General features: G+C 65.6%; 16 protein-coding genes. 3 read left to right on the plus strand and 13 right to left on the minus strand.

The genetic code is table 11. The annotated features are described in order from the left end of the window. Nucleotides 1-184: 184 nt before the first annotated feature. The 4 genes from G6N34_RS11370 to G6N34_RS11385 all read right to left on the minus strand — a co-directional run bounded on the left by G6N34_RS11370 (nucleotide 185) and on the right by G6N34_RS11385 (nucleotide 4,129). Entirely contained in the window at nucleotides 185-1,489 is a 1,305-nt protein-coding gene (locus G6N34_RS11370) for a TrpB-like pyridoxal phosphate-dependent enzyme (protein WP_085151034.1), read from the minus strand. A gap of 122 nt (nucleotides 1,490-1,611) precedes the next feature. After that, nucleotides 1,612-2,493, minus strand: a complete 882-nt coding sequence (locus G6N34_RS11375; RefSeq protein ID WP_085151035.1) for a metal ABC transporter permease — start codon at nucleotides 2,491-2,493, stop codon at nucleotides 1,612-1,614. Beyond that, a complete protein-coding gene (locus G6N34_RS11380; protein WP_179965744.1) occupies nucleotides 2,490-3,239 on the minus strand; it encodes a metal ABC transporter ATP-binding protein in 750 nt (249 codons plus the stop codon). The genes G6N34_RS11375 and G6N34_RS11380 overlap by 4 nt, the downstream gene beginning before the upstream one ends. Continuing rightward, nucleotides 3,236-4,129 carry a metal ABC transporter substrate-binding protein gene (locus tag G6N34_RS11385; protein ID WP_085151037.1) on the minus strand — a complete coding sequence of 298 codons (894 nt, stop codon included), beginning with the start codon at nucleotides 4,127-4,129 and terminating at the stop codon, nucleotides 3,236-3,238. The genes G6N34_RS11380 and G6N34_RS11385 overlap by 4 nt, the downstream gene beginning before the upstream one ends. Before the next feature lie 702 nt (nucleotides 4,130-4,831). Here G6N34_RS11385 and G6N34_RS11390 point away from each other — a divergent pair. Further along, nucleotides 4,832-6,544, plus strand: a complete 1,713-nt coding sequence (locus tag G6N34_RS11390) for a gluzincin family metallopeptidase (protein WP_163645370.1) — start codon at nucleotides 4,832-4,834, stop codon at nucleotides 6,542-6,544. Further along, entirely contained in the window at nucleotides 6,541-7,851 is a 1,311-nt protein-coding gene (locus G6N34_RS11395) for a ComEC/Rec2 family competence protein (RefSeq protein ID WP_133057732.1), read from the plus strand. The genes G6N34_RS11390 and G6N34_RS11395 overlap by 4 nt, the downstream gene beginning before the upstream one ends. Nucleotides 7,852-7,898: 47 nt before the next feature. On the opposite strand, the gene G6N34_RS11400 is transcribed toward G6N34_RS11395, so the two are convergent. Beyond that, nucleotides 7,899-8,669, minus strand: coding sequence for a hypothetical protein (locus G6N34_RS11400; RefSeq protein WP_085151040.1), 771 nt, complete (start codon nucleotides 8,667-8,669; stop codon nucleotides 7,899-7,901). 283 nt (nucleotides 8,670-8,952) lie between these two features. Here G6N34_RS11400 and G6N34_RS11405 point away from each other — a divergent pair, with 283 nt between their 5' ends. Continuing rightward, entirely contained in the window at nucleotides 8,953-9,630 is a 678-nt protein-coding gene (locus G6N34_RS11405; protein ID WP_085151041.1) for a cutinase family protein, read from the plus strand. A gap of 23 nt (nucleotides 9,631-9,653) precedes the next feature. Here the strand turns inward: G6N34_RS11405 and G6N34_RS11410 are convergent, their stop codons facing one another. The 8 genes from G6N34_RS11410 to G6N34_RS11445 all read right to left on the minus strand — a co-directional run bounded on the left by G6N34_RS11410 (nucleotide 9,654) and on the right by G6N34_RS11445 (nucleotide 17,909). Further along, nucleotides 9,654-10,064 carry a hypothetical protein gene (locus G6N34_RS11410; RefSeq protein WP_133057733.1) on the minus strand — a complete coding sequence of 137 codons (411 nt, stop codon included), beginning with the start codon at nucleotides 10,062-10,064 and terminating at the stop codon, nucleotides 9,654-9,656. A 127-nt stretch (nucleotides 10,065-10,191) separates the two neighbouring features. Further along, nucleotides 10,192-11,895 carry an ABC transporter ATP-binding protein gene (locus tag G6N34_RS11415; protein ID WP_085151043.1) on the minus strand — a complete coding sequence of 568 codons (1,704 nt, stop codon included), beginning with the start codon at nucleotides 11,893-11,895 and terminating at the stop codon, nucleotides 10,192-10,194. Further along, nucleotides 11,892-12,719 carry an ABC transporter permease gene (locus tag G6N34_RS11420; RefSeq protein ID WP_085151044.1) on the minus strand — a complete coding sequence of 276 codons (828 nt, stop codon included), beginning with the start codon at nucleotides 12,717-12,719 and terminating at the stop codon, nucleotides 11,892-11,894. Before G6N34_RS11420 ends, G6N34_RS11415 begins: the two co-directional genes overlap by 4 nt. Continuing rightward, a complete protein-coding gene (locus tag G6N34_RS11425) occupies nucleotides 12,716-13,774 on the minus strand; it encodes an ABC transporter permease (protein WP_085151045.1) in 1,059 nt (352 codons plus the stop codon). Before G6N34_RS11425 ends, G6N34_RS11420 begins: the two co-directional genes overlap by 4 nt. A 209-nt stretch (nucleotides 13,775-13,983) precedes the next feature. Further along, a complete protein-coding gene (locus G6N34_RS11430; RefSeq protein WP_234812829.1) occupies nucleotides 13,984-14,511 on the minus strand; it encodes a flavin reductase family protein in 528 nt (175 codons plus the stop codon). Beyond that, the gene (locus G6N34_RS11435) at nucleotides 14,504-15,028 is read right to left on the minus strand and encodes an NADPH-dependent FMN reductase (protein WP_085151046.1); all 525 of its coding nucleotides are present in this window, start codon (nucleotides 15,026-15,028) and stop codon (nucleotides 14,504-14,506) included. Before G6N34_RS11435 ends, G6N34_RS11430 begins: the two co-directional genes overlap by 8 nt. Before the next feature lie 39 nt (nucleotides 15,029-15,067). Then, nucleotides 15,068-16,372: an NtaA/DmoA family FMN-dependent monooxygenase gene (locus tag G6N34_RS11440; RefSeq protein WP_109788395.1), complete on the minus strand. Its 1,305-nt coding sequence runs from the start codon at nucleotides 16,370-16,372 to the stop codon at nucleotides 15,068-15,070. Between the two features lie 64 nt (nucleotides 16,373-16,436). After that, nucleotides 16,437-17,909, minus strand: a complete 1,473-nt coding sequence (locus tag G6N34_RS11445) for an amidase (RefSeq protein ID WP_085151048.1) — start codon at nucleotides 17,907-17,909, stop codon at nucleotides 16,437-16,439. Nucleotides 17,910-18,014 lie beyond the last annotated feature (105 nt).

The following is an 18,014-nucleotide window of genomic DNA, read 5'->3' on the forward strand; positions in this document are numbered from 1 at the left end:
TGGGCTCAATGTCCCCATAACGTCACAGTGACGAAACGTACACGACTAACGTGGTGATCAATTCTCCACTGGCATAGTGAGTTTCGACGGACCGCCGCCGGTCGATTCGATGCTGCCGTCGGGTGTGTCGTCGCGCGAGAGGCGATGACCCTGATCGGCCGGTCGCCCACGGCCTGTCAGCGGCTCACTGAAGATTCCCGTCGAGGTACTCCGCGTAGGCCGGCAGATCGAGCTGGCCGTGCCCGGACAGTCCGATGACCACGACCTGCTCCCGCGGATCGTCGGCGACGTGCCTGGCCGCAGCCGCGATGGCGTGCGTCGCCTCCGGGGCGGGCACGATGCCCTGGGACCGTGCGAACTGCACACCCGCGGCAAAGGCGTCGCGCTGCGAGATCGCCACCCCCTCAACCAGACCGAGCTCAACGGTGTGGCTGAGCGCCGGCGCCATCCCGTGGTAGCGCAGCCCGCCGGCGTGGATCGGGTCGGGCACGAACTCCATGCCGAGGGTGTGCATCTTGAGCAGCGGGGTCAGCCCCGCCACGTCGCCGTGATCGTAGCGGTATTCGCCCTCGGTGATCGACGGGCACGCGGACGGCTCGGCGGCCACGATCCGTGGGTTCGACCGCCCGTGGATCTTCTCCCGCAGGAACGGGAAGGACAGCCCGGCAAGATTGGAACCTCCTCCGGCGCAACCGAAGACAACATCGGCGCCGTCGGATTCGACAAGCGCCAGCTGCGCGACGGCCTCCTGGCCGATGACGGTCTGGTGCAGCACCACGTGGTTCAGCACGCTGCCCAGCGCATACCGGGTGTCCGGTTCGGACGCGGCAACCTCGACCGCCTCGCTGACTGCCATACCGAGGCTGCCGGTGGTGTTCGGATCCTTGGCGAGGATCGCGCGCCCGGCCTGCGTGAGCGTCGACGGGCTCGAATGCACCGTGCCGCCGTAGGTCCGGATGAGGTGACCGCGATACGGCTTGGACTCGTACGAGGCGCGGACCTGCCACACCTCGACGTCCAGGCCGAACTGTGCGCCGGCGAACGACAGCGCACTGCCCCACTGCCCGGCGCCGGTCTCGGTGGTCAGCTTCCGCACGCCGTCGATGTGGTTGTAGTAGGCCTGCGCGACCGCGGAGTTGGTCTTGTGGCTGCCCACCGGGCTGACACCTTCGTACTTGACGTAGATGCGCGCTCCGGTGTTCAGGGCCTGTTCGAAGCGTCGGGCGCGGATCAACGGGGACGGGCGCCACATCGCGTAGATGTCCCGCACCGTCTCCGGGATCTCGATGTAGGTCTCGGTGGACGCCTCCTGCGCGATCAGCCCGCTGGCGAACAGCGGCGCGAGGTCATCTGGCCCGACCGGTTCCCTGGTGCCGGGATGCAGGTGCGGCGGGATCGGCTGGTCAAGCTCGGCCGCCAGGTTGTACCAGTGCGTCGGAACCTCGACGGTGACCAGGTCTGGATGGGTGGCGCCGAGCTGTTGAGTCATGCCGGACACTGTAGTGGTCGTGTTTCGTGGGGCCAGCTGCGCTGGTCAGGACCGCTGGCGCCGACCCGCCTCCGGGCGCGATCCCGGCTTCTGTGCTGGAGTCGGGTGATGCGGCCGTGTCATCAGCCCGCGCGGGCACGCGATCGCAGCCTCCGTGGTGATGTGGGATTCCGCCGCGTCGTGCCTCGCGTGTGCCCGAGCCTGAACAGGTAGGCCAGGGTGAACGCCGCCCCGTTCGCGAGGACCACCATGGGCCCGGACGCGGTGTCGAGGTGGTAGCTGGCATAGAGGCCGATCAACGCGCACGCGGCCGCCAGCGTAGGTGCGATCAGCAGCATCCGACCGAAGCGGTTGGTCAGCAGGTGGGCGGTGGCACCGGGAGTGATGAGCAGGGCGACGACGAGGACGACGCCGACGGCTTGCAGTGCTACGACGGCGGTCAATGCGAGCAGGCCGAGCAGAGCAGCGCCGAGGAGTCTCGGGTTGAGTCCGAGGGCGTGCGCGTGGTTGGGATCGAAGGCGTAGAGCGTGAAGTCGCGACGTTTGTAGACCAGGACTGCCAAGGTGACGATCCCGAGGACGGCGACTTGGGTCAGGTCCGAGCGAGAGACGCCGAGGACGCTGCCGAAGATGATGTGGTGCAGGTCGACATGGCTGGGCGTGACCGAGATCAGGACCAGACCGAGCGCGAACAGCGTAGTGAAGACGACGCCGATCGCGGCGTCCTCCTTGGTCGGTCCGGTGTCGCGGACGACGCCGACGAGCGCGACGGCGGCGAACCCGAACAGGATGGCGCCCAGGGCGAATGGGGCTCCGGCTATGTGGGCGAGTACGACGCCGGGCAGCACGGCGTGCGAGACCGCGTCGCCCATCAGCGACCAGCCGATGAGCACCAGCCAGCAGGACAGGGTGGCGCACACCACTGACGCGATGACGGTGATGGCGATCGCGCGGACCATGAACTCCAGCCGCAGCGGTTCGACGAGGAACTCGACGAGGTTCACCGCGGTCCTGGAGTGTCGTCGAGAATGTCGAGGCCGAAGGCGCGGGCCAGATTACGCGGTTGCAGCACGGTCTCGGGGCTGTCGTGCAGCAGCACCGTGCGCATCAGCAGAATCGCCTCGTCGGCGAGTTCGGGCAGCGCGCGCAGGTCGTGAGTGGAGACGAGGATCGTCGTGCCGCCGCCCGCCAGATCACGCAGCAGGCCGCTGATCGTGGCCTCGCTGCGCTTGTCGACGCCGGCGAAGGGTTCGTCGAGCAGCAGCAGGTCGGCACCCTGGGCGATGCACCGCGCCAGGAACGCGCGCTTGCGCTGCCCGCCGGAGAGCTGCCCGATCTGGCGGTGCTGCTGATCGACGAGTTCGACGCGCTCCAGCGCGTTGTCGACCGCTCGGTGGTCGCAGCGGCGGGCCCGCCGGGCAGGCCCCATATGGCCGTAACGGCCGGTGAGGACCACGTCGCGGACCGACAGCGGGAATCCCCAGTCGATGGCTTCGCTCTGCGGCATGTAGCCGACGCGCCCGGCTCGGCGCGCGTGCGCGGGATCCGCCCCGTGAATGCGCACCGTGCCACAGTGGGTGCGCAACAATCCCATCACCGCCTTGAACAGGGTGGATTTCCCCGACCCGTTCATTCCGACCAGTCCGCAGACCCGGCCGGGGTGCAGTGCCAACGAAACATCCTGCAGGGCGAGCACGGGTCCGTACTGCACGGTGACCGAATCGACCTGCAGCGCCGGGACAGTCGTCACGATGTGTGGTCGGCGGTCAGCGCCGCCGCGATGGTTCCGGCGTCGTGGCGGATCAGGTCGAGGTAAGTCGGCACCGGTCCGTCAGCCTCGGAGAGCGAGTCGACGAACAGCACCCCGCCAAAGCGGGCTCCGGTGGCTTCGGCGACGCGCTGCATCGGTGCATCAGAGACCGTGGACTCACAGAACACGGCGGGTACGTCATGGGCTTTGACGAATTCGATGGTCGAGGCGATCTGCTGTGGCGTGGCCTGTTGCTCGGCGTTGACGGGCCAGATGTACTTCTCGGTCAACCCGGCATCACGCGCCAGATAGGAGAACGCCCCCTCACAGGTCACCAGGGCACGCTGCGAGGCCGGCAGGTCTTCCAATGCGGCGACGAGCTCGTCGTGGACCTGCCGGATCTGGGCGCGGTAGGCCGTGGCGTTGTCGCGATAGTCCTGGGCATGCTCGGGGTCGAGTTCGGCGAAGGCCTCCGCCATGTTGTCGGCGTAGATCTGGACGTTCAGCGGTGACATCCAGGCGTGTGGGTTCGGCAGACCGGCGTAGGCGTCTCCGGTGATGTCCAAGGGTTGCACCCCGTCACTGACCACCACATGGGGTACATCGAGGCCCTCCACGAACCGACCGAACCAGGCCTCGAGGTTCAGGCCGTTGTCGAGGATCAGATCAGCGCCGGCGGCCTTCCTGATGTCTCCGGGTGTCGGTTCGTAGCCATGAATCTCCGCCCCCGGCTTGGTGATCGACTCCACCCTCAGGTGCTCCCCCGCGACGTGGGAGGCGATGTCGGCCAACACGGTGAACGTCGTCAACACCGTCGGTCGCTCTGCGTCGCCCGCGCCGCTGCCAGAGGAACAGGCCGTCAACGTCGCCGCGACACCGATGATGGCCATGGCCGTGGCCTTCCCGGTCCTGCACCGCCAACCGCCCAATCTCACCTGTCGCCTCCGAAGGGTCGTCACTTCGTCCAATGGTTTCGGATGACCGAAACTACAGTATCGGACACTCGAATCAATTCCGGGTAGGTTCCAACTTCGGCCGACCTGCTCCTCCCCTGTCCATCGCCGTCCTGTTCACACCTGCCAGCGCTACACAGCCCCCCACACCCCTGGAGGTCCGATGACTGGCAGCGTCGACACCCGCACGCAGATCATGAACGCGTTCAGCGATCAGCTCGCCGCGAGCGGCTACACCGGCATCTCGCTGATCGAGATTGCGCCGAGCAGGGCAGCGACAGGACGGGTAGTCGGCTACTCATGTGCTCCCGCACCTACGGGCGCACAGTGGGAACACGGGCACACCGCCGTGGTGGGAGGCATCCCGGTGCGGATCAGGTGCAGCGTCGAAACGAGTACGCATCGCGCTTCGACAGCACTGAGACAGCCGCGCACCACGGCGGTGGGCTCTACGCTGGCGGCTCGGTCAGCGCAACTGGCGGGTTGAGGGTGGCGATGGCCGAACAGCTCACTGCCAACGGAGCTCGTGCACAGGAAATCTCCGAAAGCACCGGCCCCCGTGCGCGAACGCGTCAAGCACGTCCAGCATCGAAATTCGGGACCCGCCGCGCACTGCGGATCATCGCGCAGGACCCCAGCGTGCGGGGGCCGGACGGCAAGGTCGTCACCGCGCAGGTCAGCCTGCCCTGGGAGGACCTGATCGACGGCCCGATGGGATGCGCGGTCTACGTGATCGACTACGACGCTTCCGCCCGCGCCATGTACCGGCCCGCACAGCCTCCCGAGGACCTCACCACCGCGCCCACGTTCAGCGCCGACCTGCTCGACGACCCGAACTTCCACGCCGTCAATGCGTACGCCATCGTGATGCGCACGCTGTTGCGTTTCGAGTCCGCACTCGGCAGGCGCATTCCCTGGGGCATCCACGGTCATCAGATCAAGGTGGTGCCGCACGCCTTCGAAGTGGCCAACGCCTACTATTCGCCGGATCTCGAGGCGATCGTGCTCGGCTACGTGCGTGGCGAGGATCCGGTGTACCTGTGTCTGTCACACGACGTGGTGGCCCACGAAACCGCTCACGCACTTCTCGACGGGCTTCGCGACAAGTTCATGGCGCCCTCTTCGGCTGACCAGGCCGCTCTGCATGAGGCGTTCGCCGATATTGTCGCTCTGCTCTCGGTCTACTCCCTGCCCGAACTCGTCTGCCACCTCCTGACGCCCATCGTCGACTCGTCCTCGCCACCGTCGACGGCGCCCGAAGTGCCCGAAGGTTTCGTCGCCCGATCAGCACTGTCCTGGGACAATCTCGCTGGCAGTGCGCTGTTCGGCCTGGCCGAACAGATGCGGGCCAACGCCGGCGATGCGCGGGTCAACGCACTTCGTCGCTCGATTGCCATCCCTCCGTCCAAACGGATCCTGGCAGACCCGGAATTCGAAGAGGAGCACAGGCGCGGCGAGGTGTTCGTTGCCGGCGCGATGCGCGGCTTCCTCGCGGCCTGGGTCGCCCGAATCGAGCGGATGGCCGTGGGCGATCACGGTTTGGTGAGCATAGCGATGGCAGCCGAGCAGGGCGCCGACATCGCCGCGACCCTCCTGTCGATGGTGATCCGGGCCATCGACTACACGCCACCGATCCACATCAGCTTCGGGGATCTGCTGTCGGCCCTTCTCACCGCCGACGCCGAGGTGCGCACCGACGACAGCCGATACGAACTGCGGCGTCATCTGCGCACCGCGATGGCCGACTACGGGATCACCCCGGCTTCCACGACACGTACTGGGCTGTGGCGGCCACCGGCGAAGAAGTTGCAGCGCTCCGGGGTACACCTGGGTGCGCTGCAGACCGATCCCACTGAGATGTTCCGCCACATCTGGAACAACCGCGACGTGCTGAACCTCAACCCCGAGGCCTACACCCGGGTCGCCAGCGTGCGGCCCTGCCTGCGCATCTCCCCCGATGACGGCGCCCAGATCCACGAGACGGTCGTCGAATGCACCCAGTACCTGCGGCTCACGGGTGAGGAACTGCAGACCTACCACCTTCGGCCGCCGCCGGGGATGGGAGCAGACCAGACTGTGGCACTTGAGGGCGGCTCCACGTTGATTCTCGATGAGTACGGGGACCTGAAGTTCGAGGTGTCCAACCGAGTGCTGAGCCGCGACGCCCACGAGCGCGATATCGAGAAGTGGCAGCATCGCCTGGACTACATGTGGGAACGCGGTTACCTCGACGGCGCCAACCGCTCCTCGCAGCTGGCCTCCTTCCACTTGGAACGCACTCTGTTCGCAAGCGCAGAGTCCGCCGATGAGGCACGCCGCCAGCTGCGCTCGTCCGAGGAGGCGTGGACATGACCGAGGTCGCCTCGGCCCGGTTGCGGGCCTACAACGTCGGATTCGGTGACTGCCTCCTGCTGACTTTGACCTACACCGACAATGATCGCCGCAGCATTCTGATCGACTTCGGCAGCACCCAGATGCCGCGCAGCGCCCCTCCGAGCCGGATGGCCGATGTCGCCGCCGACATCAGGACCCAGACCGATGGACACCTGGACATGGTGGTGGCCACCCACCGGCACGCCGACCACATCAGCGGGTTCGGCTCCGGACCGTCCGGCGACATCATCGAGGCACTGCGCCCCGGGGTCGTCGTGCAGCCCTGGACGGAGGCCCCGGATCTGGCGACCAACGCCACCGCTCCGCGGGGCACCCGGACACGCGACGCCATGCTGGCCGCCACGATGAACGAGATGCACTCCTTCGCGGCGGGCGCGCGCGCCGAAGGGCGTCGGCTCAAGCAGGGCAACGATTTTCCCGCGGTGGTGGCCGACAAGCTGGCGTTCCTCGGTGAGACCAACCTGAAGAACAAGGCGGCCGTCACCCGGCTGATGAAGATGGGTGCACGCGACGCGATCTACACGAAGTTCGGTGACGACCTCACCGACCCGACGCTGATCCCCGGCGTCAAGATCAGCGTCCTCGGGCCACCCACCCTGGCGCAGGCGCCATCGATCGCCCGTCAGGCCCGCACCGATGCCGATGAATTCTGGCATCTGGCCGGCGCCTGGGGTATGGCCGCGGCAACCGGTGACGCCTCCGGACTGGACCTGAACGCCGTTGTGGCGCCGCTCTTCCCGGATGCGGTCGTGGACCTGCCGAAAGAAGCCGAATGGCTGGTGCCCCGGATCAACCGTGCCTACGTCAGCGGCATGATGTCGCTGCTGCGGGTGATGGACGGAGTGCTCAACAACACCAGCGTCATCCTGCTGATACAGATCGCGGGCACCCGGCTTCTGTTCCCCGGTGACGCTCAGATCGAAAACTGGTCCTACGCACTGTTCGACGCCCCCAACAGCGAGGCCATTCGCGCCGAACTGGCCGACACCCACCTCTACAAGGTCGGCCACCACGGCAGCCTGAACGCCACTCCCAAGACACTGTGGAATCACTTCGAGCACCGCAGCACCAACGGGCGAGATCCCCGGCGATTGATCTCCGTGGTCTCGACGCTGGCCGGCAAACACGGCACCCCACAGAGTCGCACCGAGGTGCCGCGAAAGACGCTGCTGGCCGAACTCGAGGCGAAATCCGAGTTCCACTCCACCCAGGACCACAGTGCGGCGAAGCGACCGTGGGTGGATGTCGACGTTCCCATCTACTGACCCCGTCGCAGTCGGGCGGTGGGACCGCGTGAACGCGCGGAATCCGGCTACCAACTCCCGTCGGTGACGGGGGTGGGGCCGGCACCACTGATCGTGACCACGGTCTTCGGATCGACGGGCACGAACGGATCCTCCTCAACCCCAAGCTTTTCGCCGACACTGGTGACCTTCGCCAGAATCTTCGACGGTGCGAGGTCCTTGGCGTCCGCGTCGTAGTAGTCGAACCACGGCAGACCGGCGCGCACGTATTCGTCTCGGTCCACGGGCGGCCCGGCAGGCTCGCGTGCGGCGTGCCATGCCGCGAGCGCCTCCTCGGTCAGACCGACGGCACGCAGCTGCACTCCACCATGGGTCTCCTCCCCCGTCACCTGACCTTCGACTGTGGCGCCGGACCCGAGCGGCACGGCGACGAACTGGCGGATGAAGCCGTCCCCGGAATTGATTCCGTCCAGCCACGGCTGCTCGGGCAGTGCGACGTAGTTCTGCGGATCACCGATCAGATGGTCGATCCACGGCAGGCCGCTGACCGCGCACACCTTGCCGACGCCGATCTGCAGGGCGGCGGGTTCGGGAGCGTCGAACGACAGCCACATCGCCTCGCGCTGGTAGATCGGCAGCATGACTCCGCCACGCGACAGCCACTCGGGCGGAGCGGTGTCCGGGTAGTCCGAGACGCGCCGCAGTGGGAACTCCCCCAGGCCGGGCGGAAGCGGATGTACCCCCGTCTCGGGGATTCGCAGGGTCCGCTGGAACGACACCGTCGCCGGTCCCAGCCCCAACTGGTCCTGGACGATCTCCACCACTGTCTTGCCCGTCATGACTACCTCCATCTCGGCGTGTTGCCGATATCTGTAGCAGCACGCTCCGACAGGACCGAAACTGTGCCTGACCAGGGCGGTTCGGCTCCAGCGGGCTGATCCCCGACACCGAGATCGGCATTTCTGACCCGGCCGAACCGACGTCAGCCCTACGCTGACCGTGTTGCCAGATGGCAACCGCCGATCGACGCGTGGGGACTCGACGGTCGGCGCCGCACGACGTCGCAATGGGGGGACGGAAGTGGTTGCTGTTGTCGGATTGGTCCCGCGTCTGCTGGCGGCCATGGGCTTGTTGTTGTTCCCCCTGTCCGTGACGCCGACCGCATCGGCGGACCCGTGCCCCGACATCGGAGTGGCCTTCGCGCGAGGCACCGCGGAACAGCCCGGACCGGGTGCGGCGGGCCAACGATTCATCGACTCGCTCAGGGCTCAGGCGTTCCCGCGCACCGTGGGCATGTACGGCGTCAACTATCCCGCCAGCGCCAATTTCGCGGCTGGCCCGGCGTTCACTATGAACGTCGTCGACGGTGTGCGGGACGAAGCCAACCATGTGCGGGGCGTCGTGTCCGTCTGCCCGCAGACCCAGATGGTGCTCGGCGGATACTCCCAGGGCGCCGCGGTGACGGCGCTCGTCACCTCGGGCATCGTGCCGGCCGGGGTGAGCCCCGAGGCCCTCCCGCCTCCGTTGCCGCCGGACGTCGCCGACAACGTGGTCGCGGTGGTGCTCTTCGGTAAACCGGCCGGACCGGCGCTGCCGAAGTATGGCGTGCCCGCGCTCGATGTCGGACCCGTGTACGCGGGGAGAGCTCAGGAGCTGTGTGCACCCGGTGACACGGTGTGCTCCGGCGGCTTCGGCCCGGGGTCTGGCACCGCGCACGTGCAGTACGCGGTCAACGGGATGGCCGATCAGGCAGCTGCTTTCGCGGTCAGTCGGCTCGTGGCGTTGCCTGCGCCGGTGTGATCCGAGAAGCGGCGGCTGCTCAACTAGCTTCTCCAGTCCTCGACAACGATGCGCCACCGCTCCCCCAACTCGTCAGCGAGCCGCTGCAGGGCGCGGGTCAGGCACAGTGTCCCGCGGGCTGAGCCGCCGTCGAGTATCGGTGAGACGATGACACCGTCCACGACGCCAAGCCGCGCCAGGTCCGCCAGATAGGATCCCAGCCCGGCATGCGTACCGTAGTAACGCAGTCGATTCTGTAACTCTGACGACTCCGCATGCTCGACAGGCACCAACTTCTGGGACGAGGCGCAGGCCGCCTCCGCCAAGCCGACGTGCAGATCCAGCAACGACAGGCGCGGTGACGTGTGTTTGATTCGCTCAGCGATCACATACGCACGGCCCAAATGCGGCGCATAGATGACCGACGCCGGACGCCGGACGCCTTGGACGTACACATCTTCAGGCTGGTGGCCCAAGCTGCTCGCAGCGAACCCGGCTGGCCTGCCCTGCTGAGCGATGATCACCGTGAATATCAGCTCCGGCCTGTATGACATGGCCTGTCTTGGGCTGGAGTGCTGTGCGTCAGCTCCGTGTCGTGAAGGATTCGAGCTCATCGGCCGCTGCGATCAGTTGACGGGTGTACTCGAATTCAGGCGATGAGATCAGGTCGGCAGTCGGCTTATCCTCGAGAATCTCGCCGGAGTGAATCACCGCGGTCCGTTGCGCAATGCTGGTGATTACGCCGAGATCATGCGACACGAAGAGAAGAGCCAGTTGGAGCTCCTGGCTGAGTGTCTTCAACATCCGCAGGATCTTTGCCTGCACCGAGACGTCCAGTGCGGAGGTGATCTCATCACAGATCAGGAGTTTCGGCTCCGCAGCCAGTGCTGAGGCGATCATCACCCGCTGCCGTTGACCGCCGGACAACTCGCGCGGCCGGCGTGCCGCCGCGGAGGCATCCAGCTCCACCAGATCGAGATAGCGTCGAACCTCGTCGGCGTTGGCGGCGCGCCGACCACCTCGCCTCAGCTGAATCGGACGACCGACGATCTCGTTCACCGTCAATGCGGGGTTCAAAGACAGCGTCGGATTCTGAAACACAACCTGAATCGAGCGCAGCTGCTCAGTGGAACGATCCTTGTAGCGCAACGGCAGATTCTGTCCGTCGAAGGTGATCGTTCCACCGTTCGCGTCCACGAGCCCACTGATGCAGCGGGTCAGCGTCGTCTTACCGCTGCCTGATTGGCCCGCGATGGCGACCCGCTCGCCCACCCCGATCCGCAGATCTACGTTCCGCAGGATGGGCACGTAGGTTCCCCGGGATCGGTATCCGGCCTGCAGGCCCTGCACAGTCAGGACATCGCCTTGACTGTGCAGCTGGGTATCGGCCGCCGCTCCCCTGCCCTGCGGTTGCGCAGGGCCGGTGACCGAGACGGTGCTAGGCGGGCGGGACGCCACGGGCTCAGGTGCATCGATCCGGGCTCGGTGGCTGGGAATCGCGGCGACCAGGCTCTTGGTGTACTCGTGCTGAGGGTCCTGAAGCACAGTCCGAGCATCGCCGGTCTCCACGATGCGACCCCGATGCATGACACACACGCGGTCCGCCAGATCTGCGACCACGCGGAGATCGTGCGAGACGTACACCATCGCGACGCCCAGTTCGTCTCTCAGCGAGCGGATTTCACGCACGATGAGGGCCTGTGTCAGCAGGTCCAGTCCGGTGGTCGGCTCATCGAACACAACTGCCCCAGGCCGCGCGGCAAGTGCTGCACCGATGGCAAGACGCTGCTGTTGACCACCGGAGAGCTGATGCGGAAACCGCCTGATGAAGTCGCGGTCGGTGGGCAGGTCGACGCGGCTCAGCGCAGCACCGATGCCTGACGAACTCTGGTCGCGGCCCGCATGTGCGGCCAGCATCGAGTTGATCAGCTTGGCGACCCGCATCGAAGGATTCAGGGCAGACGGCGGGTCCTGGGGGACGTAGGCGATCTCCAGACCGCGCACCGCCCGCAGCTGTGCCGGTGTCAGCTCGAGCAGATTCCTTCCGGAGACTTCGACACGGCCGGCGAGCGTCACGCCGGGGGTTGCATAGCCCAGCAACGCCAGAGACGTCGTGGTCTTACCGCTGCCGGACTCTCCGATGATTCCCAGGATCTCACCCGGTGCCACCGAGAACGACACGTCCTCGACGATCTTCGTGCCGTCGTCGAGTTCGGCGGTCAACCCCGCGACGTTGATGAATGCAGTGCCTGTCTTCGCCGGGGAGGTCAATGATTCCGCCGTCACGACTTCGTCCTATCCGCGCGTACGCCAGAGCGTTTCAGTGTGTTGCGACGACGTGTTCGCGCCGCTCGATCGCCGGCGAGGTTGACGCCGAAGATGAACAGGCCGATCAGCACCGCAGGGGCCAAGGTTGCCAGTGGCTGGATGGACAACCCGATCCGATTCTCGGACACCATGAGTGCCCAGTTCGACGACGGCGGGGTCTCACCGAGGCCGAGGAACGTCGCGCCGGCGATGAGGAGAATCGAGGACGCGGTGCGAGTCCCGAAGTCGGCGGCCAGCGTAGGCATGACGTTCGGCCACACGTCCCGACGGGCTATCGCGAACGTACGCTCACCTCTCAGCCAGGAGGCGTCGACATAGCTCGAGAGCACGACGTCACTCGCGCTTGCGCGGGCAAGCCTGCACACCTGCGGGAAGTGGCCGATGATCACCGCCACGACGACGACGGTCACGCCCTTTCCCGCGCTCGTTGCCAGCAGCAGCAGCAACAGGATCGGCGGAAACGCAAGGACGACGTCGTTGAGCCAGGTCATGACCCGTTCGGCACCACCACCGCGCAACGCCATGAAGACGCCCACCGGAGCGGCCAGCAGGTAGGAGACGGCGGTGGCGACGACTCCTGTGACGATCAATCCGAGTCCGCCGTAGAGCACCCGGGACCACACGTCGCGTCCCAGCGCATCCAGGCCGAGCAGCCCGATCTGGGAACTGTAGGGGGTGCCCACCACCTCGGTGGGCGAATACGGCGCGATGAAGCGGCCGAAGACTGCAAACAGGAGGATTCCGGTCAGGATGACGAGCCCGACTTTGCGCTGAGTGGTCATCGCTGTCCCCACCGCCGCGGGGTCACCAGGACGATCAGGGCGTCGTTCAGGGTGTTGACCACGATGTAGACAGCTGCGATCAGCGCTGTCACACCCAGAATGACCGGGAAGTCCCGCTGCAGAGTCGCATTCACGGCCATCAATCCGATTCCCGGGTACTGGAACACGGTCTCCACCAGAACCACTCCACCCACCAGATAGACAAGGATGAACGAGATGCTCTGTATGCAGGGCGCCAGTGAATTGCGGAGCGCGTACTTGAAGACAATGTCACGCTCCTTGACGCCGTTCAGCCTGGCCATCTTCACGTACTCAGACGACATCGCCTCAGCAACGCCGGCCCGCACGATGCGCAGCGCGTAACCCATGTTCACCAAAACCATTGTGAGGACCGGTAGTACGAGGACACGTGGATCGGCGAGCGGACTGCCGTTCGCCGGGAACACCGAGATCGCCGGAATCACGCCGTTGCTCTGCACACCAATCAGATAGGCCAGCAGCGCGCCCAGGGTGAACTCGGGCATCGAAAGGAACCCCAGAGTCGACGTTGAGATGATCCGATCAACGCGAGACCCGGGCGAGGCGCCAGCGTAGGCGCCGAGCACCAGCGCTGCCGGTACGAGCAGCAGTAGCGCGCACCCTGCCAGGATCAACGAATTCGAGATACGTGGCGCAAGAATCGATGTCACTGACTCCTGGGAGACCAGAGACTTGCCGAAGTCACCGGACAACACGCCCGTCAACCAGTTCCAATAACGCTCCAGCAGGGGCTGATTGAGCCCCAGCGACTCCCGGATCGCAGCGATCCGCTCGGGTGAGGCGCTGCGGCCCAGCACCGCGCTGACGGGGTCCCCCGGCAGCAGAGCGGCGGCGAAGAAGGCGAGTGTGAGGACCGTGAACAGCAGCGCGATCCCAGCGCCCACACGCTTGGCTATCACCACTCCGACGGCGATCCAGGGTCTCTGCTGCAGCATCGCCGACACCCGTGCTGCAATTGATCGCTCATCACTGACTTCGTTCGAACTCGTCGGACTCAGCCCGACATCAAGACTCATCGAATGGCTCCTTCAACACAAAGCGGTCGAGCACACAGTCGTGGCGGCCCCGCCCACGACTGTGTTCCTCCTGCGAGCACGTCACCGATCCACACGCTGGCGGTCCCGCTGCCGTACAGCGCGCTCACAGACACCGGCGAACAGTACGGGACGGATGACCCGGGCACAGCGCGTGCTTCGGGTCATGCGCCGATCGTCGTGGTGGCCGGTCATGAATCGCCGGAGTTCGCGGACGGACTCCCTGCGCTTAACGCGTAGCCTCCGCGGTGGTACAGCAGTGCCTCCCGCGCTTGCCGCTCGGAGTGGAAATCGAGGACCCGTCCAACGACCAGATGATGGTCTCCGATCGTGTATTCGGCTTCGAGGCGACAGTCGATCCATCCGAGCACACCGGACAGGACTGGGTTTCCACCAGGGCTCGGGGTCCAGTCCACACCAGCCCACTTGTCGTCGGCCCTCCGGGCAAAGTTGCTCGAGAGGTCGTGTTGCCCCGCGGCCAGGACATTGCAGCAGAACGACCCGTGCTCACGGATGCGGGGGTAGCTCACCGAGGTGATGCTGGGAGCGAACGCGATGTACGGCGGGTCCAACGACAGTGACAGAAAAGACTGGCACGTCATGCCAACGGGGTCGTCGGCATCAGCGGTGACAACCACGATCCCTGAGGGGAAGACACCCATGATGTCGCGCAACTCTCGTTGGTCGAACGACCGACCGGCTTCTCGTTGTTCAGTCACCGGCGGAGAGGTTTCGGGCCATGAGGTTCATCGCGGCGATCCCGTGCGCATTGCTGGTCATCCACTCCTCGATCAGGTCGTCGAGGTGATCGAGTTGACTTGTAGCGACCGGAAATGCTGCCGTCGCCACCGTCGCGCCGAGTTCGACCAGCACGGGACGCAGTTGTGTCTCCGCGGCTAGATAGTGCCGGTCAGACCCGATGGTCATCAGCGGAACTGCGAAGACGCCCGCCAGATCACCGGCCCCGTAATGGTCTAGGAATGCCTTCAGCAGGCCGGTGAAGCTGGCCTTGTACGTCGGGGTCGCGACGACGACCACATCGGCATCGAGCACCCGATGCTTCGCGTCGAGCACCTTCGTGGAGCTGAAATCGAATACTTCAGACGCAATCTCGCTGAGTTCGAGGGTGTGGGGATCGCTGTCACCGAGTTTCTCGGCCAGACGTCTGGCCGCGGCCACGGTCCGTGACCCCGGCTGGGGGTTCCCGCTCACGATCGAGACCTTCAACGCGCTCATCGGGGCATCCTTCCTGGTGTTGTCGAATCGACGGTTCTGTCAGAACGCACGCAGGTTGTCCCGGAGAAACTCGTGGCCATACTCGGTCCTGACCCGACCGCGACGTTGCAGCGCGGGCACCAACCCCTCCGTCACCTCGGCCACGAATCGGCGGTTCAGGCTGTTGGAGCCGGTGTAGATCAGGAACCCATCGCCACCGACCTCGTCGACGATCTCCCCCATCCGGTCAGCAACCTCGTCGGGTGTGCCCACCAGCTCGACGCGAGGCGAGAGGTAGTCGATCGCCAGCTCGCGCAACGTCTTTCCGCTTCCACGCTGCAGAAACATCTCCAGGGCGGACTGTTCGCCGTCGGTCGTGAGGTCCTGTGGCGGCACCTCGTCGAGCGGGAACTGTGAGAAGTCGATGTCGGTCGTGAAGGAGAACTGCGCCAAGATGTTCTCCACCGCGCGATCACTGGTGATGTTCCGCCGGTTAGCCGCCACCGCCTCCTCGGTGGTGGCCCCCAGGACCGGCATCATGATGAACAGGATCTTGATCTCGTCGGGGTTTCGACCGTGCGCGGCGGCACGGGCACGCACATCGTCGCGGAACTTGCGCATGTCCTCGATGCTGCCCGGGTTGGCGACGATCGAATCTGCGTACTTGGCCGCGAAGTCACGGCCTTTGGGTGAGCCACCTGCCTGCACGAACACCGGCTGCCCATTGGGCGGACGAACAGTGGTGAGCGGACCCTTCGAACGGAAGTACTCGCCATCGTGATCCACCGCGCGCACGCTGCCCGGCGCAAAGTACGCACCGGTCTCGCGATCACGGACGATGTTGTCGGCATCCCAGGAGTTCCACAGTTCACGCACCAGATCGATGTACTCGTGGGCGATGTCGTAACGCTTGTCGTGGGGCGGCAGCTTGTCCATGCCGAAGTTCAGTGCGGCCTGATTCTGCGCGGACGTCACGATGTTCCAGCCGAATCGCCCCTTGGCGATGTGGTCCACCGTGGCCACCGTTCGAGCCAGCATGTAGGGCGGATAGAAAGCCGTGGACATGGTTGCGATGATTCCGAGCCGCGACGTGGCAGCTGCGATGACGGCCGCGAGCGGAACCGGATCATGCTTGGGTGCCCACAGGGCGTGCTTGAGATAGGTGTCAAAGGAGCGGCCGTAGGCATCGGGAACGCTGACAGTGTCCTCGAACATCATGTAGTCGAAGCCGGCGCGCTCCAACGACTGCGCCATCTCGACATAGAACTTTCCGTCCCACGGCTCATCTGGCGGCGAGAACGGTCCGGTGAAGTCGTTGGCGACGAATCCAACGAACCAGCCCAGGTGAAACTTCTTGGGAGACAAGTCGTTATCCTTTCGATCGTGCTGATGAGTTTGCAGCTTGTTCGCGCAGCGGCGGCCTGTCGGCTCAGCTGAAAGTCGGTCGGCCGGAACTGTCGCTGTAGCGGCTGCGGCTGCGGTCGAGAGCGGCGGCAGCGGCCAGGGAGTCGATGTCCTGATAGGGCCGGCCGACGAACTGAGCGCTCGTCGGCATCCCGTTCGCATCGAATCCGGTCGGGACCGCCGTCGACGGGCAGCGGCCGAGAATATTGAACGGTCCGGTCATCAGGCCGTCGCGCTCGACGTTGCTGGCGACCTTGCCGTTGATGGTCGGGCCGCGGTCAACATACGACTGACCCGCGTCGAGTGCGATGGTGGCCAACGTGGGGCACAGCAGAATTCGATACTGCTCGAATACTCGCGACAGTGGCCGGTAGAACTGCGCTTCGGCTTCGTAGGTTTCGGCCATCGTCATGGCGGCCGCTCCGGCGGTCGACCGCTCGATGAAGTCGAGCGTGTAGTCGTTGAGCAGGTCGGCGTTGTCCACCGCATGGCGAGCGGCTGCCGCGCCGGCGATGTGACCGAAGTGCGCGTCCAGCATGGCCTTGATCTGCCCGCGTGTCCAGGGCAGTTCGATCTCATCGACGATGAACCCGAGCTGGCGAAGCTGCTCGGCCTCGGCCCGAAGGTTGTCCTCGATGGCCTGCTCGATCTCGTAGTCGCCCAGGTTGACACACAACGCCACTCGCCAGCCGGTCACGTCGGGAAGCCGGGCGGGCATGTCCAGTGTCGGCGCGAGGGTGGCGATATCGTCTGGATGGTGTCCCTGCATGATGCCGAAGAGCAGCGCGGCGTCGTCGACTGTCCTGGCCAAGGGGCCGTTCTGGCAGTAGTGGTCCAGGTTCCATGGCGGTACGTCGGGAACTCGGCCGTACGAGGGTTTGAAGCCGACGACTCCGCAGAACGCGGCGGGGATGCGGATGGAACCGCCAATGTCCGATCCCGTCGCCAGCGTGGTGGTTCCGGCCGCCAGCGCGGCACCCGAGCCTCCGGACGAGCCACCTGCCGACTTGGTGAAATCCCACGGCGTCGGGGTCAGGCCCCACATCCGCGACTGGGTGAATGGCGCACAACAGAACTCGGGTGTGGTCGTCCGTGCATGCATGATGCCGCCGGCATCGAAGATGCGCTGGGCCAGGGGCGCGGTCTCCGTCGCGATATGGCCGGCGTGGGTCAGGGAACCTTCCGTGTGTGAAAGTCCTTGTATTGGGACTTCCTCCTTGATGGCGACGGCAAGACCCTCCAGCGGTCGAGCCCTGTGTCCGTCACCCGCGTATGCATCTGCCGCGCGGCGAGCCATTTCAAGAGCATCGTCGAAGAACGTCTCAGCGAATGCGTTGATCTGGGGTTCGAGCTGCTCGGCCCGGTCAATCAGGGCCTGCATGAGTTCGACGGGAGAAAGCTCCTTGGCGCGAAACAGTTCCAATGCGTCCGCAGCAGAGATATAGGCCAGGTCCTCGACCGTGGTGATGTCGGTACTGCGACCGATAATCGATGTCATTGCATAGCCTTTCACCGCCCTGGGCGGCCGATAAAGTTCAACCAACTGCTGATCTGCCGCTGTCGCAGCACTGGCAACGAAGTGCTGAGCACCCGGTGACCGGGA

This window comes from Mycolicibacterium confluentis, from assembly GCF_010729895.1.
Classification (GTDB): Bacteria; Actinomycetota; Actinomycetes; order Mycobacteriales; family Mycobacteriaceae; genus Mycobacterium; species Mycobacterium confluentis.